The organism is Ligilactobacillus equi DSM 15833 = JCM 10991 (assembly GCF_000615765.1).
GTDB classification, from domain to species: Bacteria; Bacillota; Bacilli; order Lactobacillales; family Lactobacillaceae; genus Ligilactobacillus; species Ligilactobacillus equi.
The window spans coordinates 1-11,982 of sequence record NZ_BAMI01000059.1 but is presented as its reverse complement, the minus strand read 5'-3'; the positions used below and the strand labels follow the sequence as shown (position 1 = coordinate 11,982).

3 protein-coding genes and 2 pseudogenes are annotated in these 11,982 nt (G+C 43.4%); all 5 read left to right on the top strand.

Translation table 11 applies throughout. The annotated features are described in order from the left end of the window. Window positions 1-122: 122 nt before the first annotated feature. Window positions 123-571 (top strand): annotated as a pseudogene (locus tag JCM10991_RS13690) (CtsR family transcriptional regulator). Between the two features lie 19 nt (window positions 572-590). Further along, window positions 591-3,058, top strand: a pseudogene (locus JCM10991_RS13685) (ATP-dependent Clp protease ATP-binding subunit). Window positions 3,059-3,334: 276 nt separating this feature from the next. After that, window positions 3,335-6,928, top strand: coding sequence for a DNA-directed RNA polymerase subunit beta (gene rpoB, locus JCM10991_RS10040; protein ID WP_152524915.1), 3,594 nt, complete (start codon window positions 3,335-3,337; stop codon window positions 6,926-6,928). A 31-nt stretch (window positions 6,929-6,959) separates the two neighbouring features. Next, complete coding sequence (gene rpoC, locus JCM10991_RS10035) at window positions 6,960-10,628, top strand: DNA-directed RNA polymerase subunit beta' (RefSeq protein WP_025021387.1); 3,669 nt, start codon at window positions 6,960-6,962, stop codon at window positions 10,626-10,628. Between the two features lie 194 nt (window positions 10,629-10,822). Then, the coding region (locus JCM10991_RS10030) for a glycoside hydrolase family 73 protein (protein WP_025021386.1) at window positions 10,823-11,982 on the top strand (1,160 nt) is incomplete at its 3' end.

Below are 11,982 nucleotides of genomic sequence, written 5' to 3'. Positions count from 1 at the left end.
TCGCGATGAAAGCTTGCTTTAGCAAGCTTTTTTTGTGTCTTCGAAGCTAAATTCTTTGCAATTAAGGTTGGTTTACCTTTATAATTAAAGTCAACATTAGTCAAAGAAAAGGAGGCCCGTTGATGCAAGAGCGTAATATCTCAGATATTATTGAGCGTTATCTAAAAGAAATTTTAAATGATGCTAATGCGGTAGAAATTAAGCGTTCTGAAGTTGCACGTCGCTTTGATTGTGTGCCTTCACAAATTAATTATGTGATAAAAACGCGTTTTACCTTACCAAATGGCTACTTAGTGGAAAGTAAGCGTGGAGGTGGGGGGTATATCCGTATTGCCAAAATTAATTTGGTTGATAATACGGAAATGTTCCAAACCTTGTTAGCTTATATTGGAGAGCAAATCAGTACTAAGCAAGCCTGGAAGATTATTCAGGGTCTCTACGATGATCAAATTTTAAGTAAGCGCGAAGCAATTTAATTTTGGCGACCTTAGACCAAAAGACTGTGGCTGATGATGGTTTGCGGGCGCAAATTCTCAAGGCCATTTTAGAACGCTTAAAATACAGCAATTAAGATGAAATGAGGGAAAAAGATGGATGATTTATATACACCAAGTGCGAGTCGGGTTCTAGAATTAGCCCAACAGCAAGCGATTTTTTTCAAGCACCAGGCCATTGGAACCGAACATCTCCTATTAGCTTTGACCATTGAAGATAGTGGTTTGGCTGCGGGAATCCTAAAACAAATGATGGTCAATGCCGTTGACGTGCGGGAAGAAATTGAACACCTAACCGGATATGGTAACCTCAAGCGTCAAGGTAATGCTTATCTTCCTTACTCACCTAAGGGACGTTACATTTTAGAAAAGGCCAAAGAAGAAGTTAAACTTACTAATGGTGAAAAGGTCGGTACTGAACATCTTTTATTAGCCTTGTTGTCAGATGAATCGGCCTTAGCGGCACGTATTTTAGTGAACTTAGGGGTCGATTTGAAGCGGATGTACTCAGTTATTTACCACCAATTAGGAATTAGTCCGGCTCAAGTGCGCAAAGCTCGCAAGGCTCAGCAAGCTCAAAAGCAAGGTCAAACTGTGACTTTAGATGAGTTGGCCCGTGATTTAACGGCTTTAGCCCGAGATAAAAAAGTTGACCCTGTGGTTGGTCGTGATCAAGAAATTCGGCGTGCCATTCGGATTTTGAGTCGTCGTACCAAGAACAACCCGGTTCTCTTAGGGGAACCAGGGGTCGGTAAAACTGCAGTTGTCGAAGGCTTGGCTCAATGGATTGTAGCCGGCAAGGTGCCGGATGAATTTAAGGCCAAGCGGATTATGATGTTGGATATGGGTTCCTTGGTAGCCGGGACGAAATACCGGGGAGAATTTGAAGACCGTTTGAAGCGTGTGCTTAATGAAATCTATGAGGATGGCAATGTCATCTTGTTTGTGGATGAACTCCATACTTTAATTGGTGCTGGGGGGCTGAAGGGTCTGTTGATGCTTCCAACATTTTAAAACCAGCTCTTGCACGGGGAGAAGTCCAAGTTATCGGGGCTACAACTTTAGATGAGTATCAAAAGTATGTCGAATCCGATGCTGCTTTGGAACGGCGCTTTGCCCGTGTTAACGTAGAGGAACCAAGCCAAACGGTAGCTTTAGAAATTCTCCAAGGTTTGAAGGAACGTTACGAAAACCACCACAAGGTAGTCTTAACCGATCAAGCCTTAAGGGCTGCTGTTGAATTTAGTAGTCGCTACATTACTAACCGTTTCTTACCAGATAAGGCTATTGACTTAATGGATGAAGCTAGTGCGCAAGTACGCATTGAAGCAACTGAAAAGAAATTACGCAAGGCCAGCTTGAGTCCTGAGCAAAAATTAGCAGAGTTAGCTCAAGCTAAAAACGAGGCATTATTAAGTGAAGATTTTGAACAAGCCGCGTTGATTCGTAATGAAGAAATGAAACTCAAAGAAAAGTTAGCTAAGCAAGTCGCCAAAGGTTCACAAAAACAGTGGCCAGAAGTGACGCGGGAAGATATTGCTCAGGTAGTGGCAGAATGGACCGGTATTCCGGCCCAACAAATGACCAAGAGCGAAAGTGAAAAACTCTTACGTCTCGAGAAGGTACTCCATCAAAGAGTGATTGGTCAAGATGAAGCGGTCAAAGCAGTGGCCAAAACTGTGCGTCGGGCGCGTAGCGGTCTAAATGACCCGAACCGTCCTTTAGGTTCCTTCATGTTTTTGGGCCCTACTGGGGTAGGGAAGACCGAATTAGCCAAAACCCTGGCAGAATCCTTATTTGGTTCTCAAGACGCTATGATTCGTATTGATATGAGTGAATACATGGAAAAATTTGCTACTAGTCGTTTGATTGGGGCTGCTCCAGGGTATGTAGGTTATGAAGAAGGGGGCCAACTAACAGAAAAGGTCCGCAATAAGCCATACTCGGTGGTACTTTTAGATGAGGTGGAAAAAGCTCACCCTGATATCTTCAACTTACTCTTACAGGTCCTAGATGATGGTTACTTAACGGATGCCAAGGGTCGTCGCGTGGACTTTAGAAATACCATTATTATTATGACGTCTAATTTAGGAGCGACTGCCTTACGTGATGAAAAGTCGGTTGGTTTTGGGGCTAGCAGCAAGCCAGGTGAAGATTTCGCCGCCATGTCCAGTAAAATTAAAGAAAGTCTCAAGAAGCACTTCCGCCCAGAATTCTTAAACCGGATTGATGAAGTTGTCATCTTCCACAGCTTGGGTAAGAAGGAATTACACGATATCGTTAAGAAGATGTCTAAGCAAATTGTTGTGCGTCTCAAGGAACAAAACATTAATTTGAAGCTAACTCCGGCCGCCATTGATGTAATTGCTAAGGCAGGATTTGATCCACAATATGGAGCGCGTCCAATTCGCCGTGCATTACAAAGTAAGATTGAAGATTTGTTAAGTGACGCTTTATTAGAGGGGCGCATTGAGGTTGGCAGTCAAGTAACGATTGGCGCTTCAAAAGGTGAAATTACGTTAAACATTAAGAATCCTGAACAATTGGCATTAACTTTAGAATAATTTTTGAGAGGAAGGAAACTTCCTCTTTTATATTGACAAAATGAAAGTTAGTTGTTATCATATATAGATGCAAAAACTGTGAATTTAGACTTTATTAGCGATCTATTGTCCGTTGATAAGGAAAGAAGAAGCAAAAATAGTGAGGTTAACGTTGTTATTCCGGACTGTTTTTGGTTTTTTTTTGCCAAAATTCACTTAAATTGCGTTTAAAAAATGTTTTGTAACACAAATGTAATATTTGATTTTGGTAAAAAAGCACAGTAAATTTTTGGAGAGGTGAACAACTTGGCAGGACACTTAGTAAAATACGGCAAGCACCGTGTACGGAGAAGTTACTCACGAATCAAGGAAGTTTTGGAATTACCAAACTTGATTGAAATTCAAACTGATTCCTACAACTGGTTCTTAAACGACGGGTTGAAGGAAATGTTTGAAGACATCATGCCGATTGAAGATTTCGGGGGTAACCTTTCATTAGAATTCGACAACTACCGGTTATTAGAACCTAAATACACCGTTGACGAAGCACGGGAGCATGATGCTAATTACTCTGCACCATTACACGTAACATTACGCTTAATTAACCACGAAACAGATGAAATCAAGTCACAAGATGTTTTCTTTGGTGATTTACCATTGATGACCAAGCAAGGGACTTTCATCATTAACGGGGCTGAACGGGTTATTGTTTCACAATTAGTTCGTTCACCAGGGGTTTACTTTAACTCTGAATTAGATAAAAATGGGCGTGAAAACTTTGGTACCACTGTAATCCCTAACCGTGGGGCTTGGTTGGAATACGAAACAGACGCCAAAAATATTGCCTACGTACGAATTGACCGGACACGGAAATTACCTGTGACTGAATTGGTTCGGGCCTTAGGTTTCGGTTCTGACTCAGAAATCGTCTCAATCTTAGGTGAAAACAGCGAAAGCTTGAACTTAACCATTGAAAAAGATGTACACAAAAATACTGAGGACTCACGAGTGGAAGAATCTTTGAAGGATATCTACGAACGTCTTCGTCCTGGTGAACCTAAGACGGCTGATTCATCACGTTCCTTATTAACTGCTCGTTTCTTTGATCCAAAGCGTTACGATTTCGCACCAGTAGGTCGTTACAAGGTCAACAAGAAGTTAAGTTTGAAGACGCGCTTATTGGACCAACGTTTAGCGGAAACTTTGGTTGATCCAGAAACTGGAGAAATCTTAGTTGAAGAAGGTACCGTAATCGACAAAAAAATTATGGAAACCTTAGGGGCTTACCTTGATCGCGATGACTTCAAGATGATGACTTTCACCCCAAGTGAAGAAGCCGTGGTAACGGATGATATGACTATCCAAGTTATTAAGGTTTATTCTCAAGTTGACCCTGAACGTGTGGTTAACATGATTGGTAATGGTAACATTAGTGCAGACTTCAAGCACATTACCCCAGCTGACATTATGGCATCAATGAACTACTTCTTTAACTTACAAGAAGGTATCGGTTCTACGGATGACATTGACCACTTAGGTAACCGTCGTATTCGTTCCGTGGGTGAATTATTACAAAACCAATTCCGTATCGGTTTGACACGGATGGAACGTGTGGTTCGCGAAAGAATGTCAATTCAAGACACAGCCACAGTTACTCCACAACAATTAATCAACATTCGCCCTGTAGTAGCGTCTATTAAGGAATTCTTTGGTTCATCTCAATTGTCACAATTCATGGATCAAACGAACCCATTAGGAGAATTAACGCACAAACGTCGTCTTTCAGCCTTAGGGCCTGGTGGTTTGACGCGTGACCGGGCTGGCTATGAAGTGCGGGACGTGCACTACACGCACTATGGTCGGATGTGTCCTATCGAAACACCAGAAGGTCCTAACATTGGTTTGATTTCATCACTTTCATCTTACGGTCGTGTTAATCGTTACGGTTTCATTGAAACTCCATACCGTCGGGTTTCATGGGACACTCATAAGGTTACTGACAAGATTGATTACTTGACAGCCGATGAAGAAGATAACTACGTTGTGGCTCAAGCCAACTCTCCATTAAATGATGATGGATCCTTTGTTAACGATGTGGTTATGGCCCGTGCCGAAGAAGAAAACATCGAAGTTTCTATCGATAAAGTTGACTACATGGACGTTTCGCCTAAGCAAGTAGTTGCTGTGGCCACAGCATGTATTCCTTTCTTGGAAAACGATGACTCCAACCGGGCCTTGATGGGTGCCAACATGCAACGTCAAGCTGTGCCATTGATTCAACCACATGCACCACTCGTGGGTACGGGGATTGAATACAAGGCTGCTCACGATGCGGGAGACGCTGTGATTGCCGACCACGCTGGGGTAGTTGAATATGTTGATGCACGTGAAATTCGTGTTCGTCGTGAAGACGCTACTTTAGACAAGTACAAATTAATGAAATTCCGTCGTTCTAACGCCGGTAAGAACTACAACCAAACACCAATCGTCCGCGTAGGTGACCGCGTTGATGCTGATGAAATCTTGGCTGACGGTCCAGCCATGGAAGGTGGGGAATTAGCCTTAGGTCAAAATCCGTTGATTGCTTTCATGACTTGGGATGGTTACAACTTCGAAGATGCCATCGCCATCAACGAACGTTTGGTTAAGGATGATGTTTACACATCGATTCACATTGAAGAAATGGACTCTGAAGCTCGTGACACTAAGCTCGGACCTGAAGAAATTACCCGTGAAATTCCTAACGTTGGGGAAGACGCCTTGAAGAACCTTGATGAATTCGGGATTATCCGTATCGGGGCTGAAGTTAAAGATGGCGATATTTTAGTTGGTAAGGTTACTCCTAAGGGAATGACAGAATTATCGGCTGAAGAACGTCTCTTACACGCTATCTTTGGCGAAAAAGCCCGTGAAGTACGGGATACTTCCTTACGTGTACCTCACGGTGGTGGTGGTATCGTTCAAAACGTGAAGATTTACACTCGTGAAGGTGGCGATGAATTAGCACCTGGTGTTAACCAAATGGTGCGGGTTTACATCGCTCAAAAGCGTAAACTTCAAGTCGGGGACAAGATGGCCGGTCGTCACGGTAACAAGGGTACGGTTTCTATCGTAATTCCTGAAGAAGACATGCCATTTATGCCTGATGGTACACCAATTGACATCATGCTTTCTCCAATGGGGGTTCCATCTCGGATGAACATCGGGCAAGTATTAGACTTGCACTTAGGGATGGCAGCACGTGAATTAGGTATTCACGTAGCATCACCAGTCTTTGATGGGGCTCGTGATGACGATATTTGGGATGCCTTGAAGGAAGCCGGTTTACCAAGTGATGGTAAGACCATTCTTTATGACGGTCGAACTGGTGAAGCTTTTGATAACCGGATTGCTGTTGGGGTTATGTACTACATGAAACTGTCACACATGGTTGATGACAAGATTCACTCTCGTTCAATTGGACCATACTCACTTGTTACTCAACAACCACTTGGTGGTAAGGCTCAATTCGGGGGCCAACGTTTCGGGGAAATGGAAGTTTGGGCCTTGGAAGCTTACGGGGCTGCTTACACCTTGCAAGAAATCTTAACTTACAAGTCTGACGATGTGGTTGGACGGGTTAAGACTTACGAAGCCATCGTGAAGGGCGAACAAATTCCTCAACCAGGTGTGCCTGAATCTTTCCGTGTCTTAGTCAAAGAATTACAAGCCTTAGGTTTAGACATGCAGGTCTTAGACAGTAACAAACAAGAAATCGAATTACGTGACATGGATGATGACGATGACGTAGTTAACGTCGACGCAATCAGCCGTCAAGTTAAGCAAGAAGAAAAAGCTAAGGAAGCCCAAGTAGCAACTGAAGCGAACGAAGAAGTAAAGCAAGAAATTTAAGACAAAGCAAAAAGAAAAGGAGGTCGGTCCTTTGATCGATGTCAACAAATTTGATAGTATGCAAATTGGCTTAGCCTCACCAGATAAAATCAGAAGTTGGTCTTATGGTGAAGTTAAGAAGCCAGAAACTATCAACTACCGTACATTGAAGCCTGAAAAAGATGGTTTATTTGACGAAAGAATTTTCGGACCTACAAAAGACTGGGAATGTGCCTGTGGTAAGTACAAGCGTGTACGTTACAAAGGGATTGTTTGTGACCGTTGTGGGGTCGAAGTTACACGTTCAAAAGTACGTCGTGAAAGAATGGGGCACATTGAATTAGCTGCTCCTGTAACACACATCTGGTATTTCAAGGGTATCCCTAGCCGGATGGGACTTGTCTTAGGGATGAGTCCTCGTGCTTTGGAAGAAATTATCTACTTCGCTTCTTACGTCGTGACTGAAGTGACACCAGAACCTACTGACAAGGATTTTCCAATCAAGTTAAAGGACTTGATGACAGAAACTGAATACCGTGAACGTCAAGCTCAATACCCAGGTAAGTTCAAGGCAGCCATGGGGGCGGAAGCTTTACGGACTTTACTTCAAAGCATCGATCTTGAACAAGAATGTGATGACTTAAAGGAAGAATTGAAGACAGCGACTGGTCAAAAACGAACTAGTGCCGTTCGCCGTTTGGATATCTTAGAAGCCTTCTTGAAGTCTGGTAACAAGCCAGAATGGATGGTCTTAGATGTCTTACCAGTTATTCCGCCAGAATTACGTCCTATGATTCAACTTGAAGGTGGTCGTTTCGCAACTTCCGACCTTAACGACTTATATCGTCGGGTCTTGAACCGGAATAATCGTTTGAAGCGTTTATTAGACTTAAATGCACCAGGAATCATCGTCCAAAACGAAAAGCGGATGTTACAAGAAGCGGTGGATGCCCTCTTCGATAACGGTCGTCGTGGTCGTCCCGTTGTAGGTCCTGGTAACCGTCCATTGAAGTCACTTTCACACATGTTGAAAGGTAAGCAAGGGCGTTTCCGTCAAAACTTGCTCGGGAAGCGGGTTGACTACTCTGGTCGTTCTGTTATCGACGTTGGTCCTTACTTGAAGTTACACCAAATGGGGCTACCTCACGAAATGGCCTTAGAATTGTTTAAGCCATTTATGATGCGTGAATTAGTAAAGCGCGAATTGGCTAATAACATCCGTTCTGCAAAGCGGATGATTGATCGACGTGACGATGCTATTTGGGATGTCTTAGAAGACGTTATCAAGGAACACCCTGTCTTACTTAACCGGGCACCTACTTTGCACCGTTTGAGTATCCAAGCCTTTGAACCTACTTTGGTTGATGGTAAGGCCATGCGTTTACACCCCTTAGTTTGTGAAGCTTACAACGCCGACTTTGATGGGGACCAAATGGCCATTCACGTCCCATTATCTGACGAAGCTCAAGCCGAAGCCCGGCTCTTGATGTTAGCTGCTCACCACATTTTGGCACCTAAAGATGGTAATCCAATCATCTCACCATCTCAAGATATGACAATCGGTAACTACTACATTACGATTGAAGAAGCTGACCGTGAAGGTGAAGGGATGATCTTCAAGGATGTCAACGAAATCCGGACAGCTTACCAAAACAACTATGTGCACTTGCATACACGGATTGGGCTTCAAACCTCTGCTTTAGCTGCCGCTGGTAAGCCATTTACCGACTGGCAAAAAGATCGAATCATGGTTACAACTGCTGGTAAAGCAATGTTTAACGAAATTTTACCTGAAGATTTTGTTTACTTGAATGAACCAAGTAGCGAAAACCTATCTGGTAAAGTACCTGATAAGTACTTCTTGGAACCTGGTGAAGATATTAAGGCTCACATCGCAGCTAGTGAATTGGTAGGGCCATTTAAGTCCGGATTCTTGTCCGACATTATCGCTCAAGTTTACAAGGACTACAAGGTGACTGCAACTGCCGAACTCTTGGACCGGATGAAGGACCTTGGTTACTATGAATCAACTAAGTCTGGTTTAACTGTGGGGATGGCCGATGTTACTGATTTGAAGGAAAAACCAGAAATTATCGAAAAAGCCCACAAGGACGTGGCAGTTGTTGCTAAGCAATTCCGTCGTGGTTTAATTACCGAAGATGAACGTTATAACCAAGTTATTGCAATTTGGAACCGGGCTAAAGATGATATTCAAGCTAAGCTGATTGCTAACATGGATCCATCTAACCCAATCCAAATGATGAGTGATTCCGGAGCCCGTGGTAACATCTCTAACTTTACCCAACTTGCCGGGATGCGTGGTTTGATGGCTGCTCCTAACGGTAAGACCATGGAATTGCCAGTTATCGCCAACTTCCGTGAAGGTTTGTCTGTGATGGAAATGTTTATTTCTACGCACGGGGCGCGTAAAGGAATGACCGATACGGCCTTGAAGACTGCCGACTCTGGTTACTTGACTCGTCGTTTAGTTGACGTGGCGCAAGACGTGATTATCCGGGAAGAAGACTGTGGCACTGACCGTGGTTTAGATGTAACTGCTATTCGTGAAGGTAACGAATTAATCGAATCCTTATACGACCGAATTTTAGGTCGTTACACGATGAAGTCAGTGATGCACCCAGAAACTGGTGAAGTGATTGTCCCAGCTAATACCATGATGGATGAAGCCTTAGCGCAAGCGGTGGTTGATGCTGGCGTTGAAATGGTAACGATTCGTTCAGCCTTTACTTGCAACACGCGTCATGGGGTTTGTGAACGTTGTTACGGACGTAACATGGCTACAGGTACCGAGGTCGAAGTTGGTGAAGCCGTGGGTACTGTGGCTGCTCAATCTATCGGGGAACCTGGTACACAATTGACGATGCGTACTTTCCACACCGGTGGGGTTGCCGGGGATGATATTACTCAAGGTCTTCCTCGTGTGCAAGAAATTATTGAAGCCCGTAATCCTAAGGGGCGTGCCGTTGTTTCTGAAGTAACTGGTGAAGTTATCACTGTTGAAGAAAACCCTGCTGAACGCGTGAAGAAGGTTATCGTACGTGGTGAAACTGATACTCGTGAATACTCCTTGCCATTTACTTCCGTCTTAAAAGTGGCCGAAGGTGACCGCGTTCACCGTGGGGATGCTTTGACAGTTGGTTCAATCGATCCTAAGGAATTAATTGTCATCCGTGATACCCTTTCAACAGAAAACTACATCTTGCGTGAAATCCAAAAGGTTTACCGGATGCAAGGGGTAGGAATTTCTGACAAGCACATCGAAGTTATGACACGTCAAATGCTTCGAAAGGTGCGGGTCATGGATCCAGGTCAAACAGACATGTTGCCAGGGACTTTGATGGATATCTATGACTTCCAAGACCGCAACGAAAAGACCTTGTTTGCTGGTGGTAATCCAGCCACAGCCCGTCCGGTCTTGCTTGGAATTACCAAGGCTGCCTTGGAAACTAATAGTTTCTTATCAGCTGCTTCCTTCCAAGAAACAACACGTGTACTTACTGATGCCGCTATCCACGGTAAGAATGACCCATTAGTTGGTTTGAAGGAAAATGTTATCATCGGTAAGATTATTCCTGCCGGGACTGGTATGAAGAAGTATCGTGAAATTCAACCTGAATTGGTCGGTCAACCAGCTTCAAACTTTATGACGATTAATCATTTAGAAGAAGCCCAACAAGCTGAACAATCAGTGCAAGAATAAAATTTGAAAGCCTCTAAGCTTACTAATTGAGCTTAGAGGCTTTTTCGCATGTCCAAGAATATTAAATTAATTACGAAAAATTGTAAAAGAGCATGTGAAAATTTAACAAAATAAATAAAGTTACGGCTAAAAAAGTCTGCTATAATTAGATTAAATGACCGAAATTAAAATATGCATAGAAAGTAGGGGAAGTAATGAAAAGCCGGAAATATACATTAGCGCAACGAAAATTAGCTACTAAAAGCAAACAACTTAAGGGTTTAAGGAAAGCCACGACTTACCTAGGGACGACCTTCTTGATGGGGGCCGGAGTCTTGGCTTTAAATAAGGATAAAGCAGCGGCGGATACTGTAGATAATAACAATAAAGAAACATTAAAAAATGATAACCAAAGTCTGACTACGACCATGGTGGATAATCAAGCTAGTTCACAAACTAGTCAAGTTAATACTGATATGGTAGCCACAGCGACAGTGGAAACGCCTGCCAGGAGCCAAGTTGCTAATAGTAGGACCGACGCCACTAGTACAGAAGCTACAACAACTGCTCCTGAGACTGAAGAAACTAGTGAAACAGCTACCAGTGTGGTAACTGCAGAGGAGTCTGCCACAACTAGTACACCAGAAGTGACGGCAACTGAAAAGACTAATCAGGTGACCGAAAATATGCCAACATCTAAAGTTGCAGCGGATGTTGAATCATCTGAGGTAACCGCAACAACTAGCACTGCTACTGTTACAACTGACCCGACTAATATAGTTGAAAGTAAGGTCACACAGACGGCTGCGACCAACGAAACGCAACCACAAATCGTGGTGGCGTCGACTTCCAGTTACCCTGCCAATGTGCAACGTTTCTTGGCGCAAATTACAGAACCTGCCCAAGTTGTGTCCCAATCACGCGGGGTGTATGCTTCCTTAATGATTGCGCAAGCGGCTGTAGAAAGTGCTTGGGGGCAAAGTCAGTTAGCGACGCAAGCTTATAATTTATTCGGGGTGAAGTGGAACGGAACAGGTAATTATATTGTCATGCCAACCCAAGAATATTATGGGGGCGCTTATCATACGGTTAATGCAAAGTTCCAACGCTACGCTTCTTATCAAGAGGCATTGGATGCTTATGCAACCTTGATTTTAACACGTTTCCCTAATTCAGCCCCAGCTAATGCTGCCACACCAGATCAAGCAGCCCAAAACTTACGTAATGGAGTTTATGGAACTTACGCGACTGCACCTAATTACGCTAGTACTTTGATTAGTGTAATGAACAGTTACAACTTGCGGACTTATGATAGCGGCCTGAAAAATGGTAATATCATCAAGGTAGATGCGATAACCGCAACTGCTACTACTGC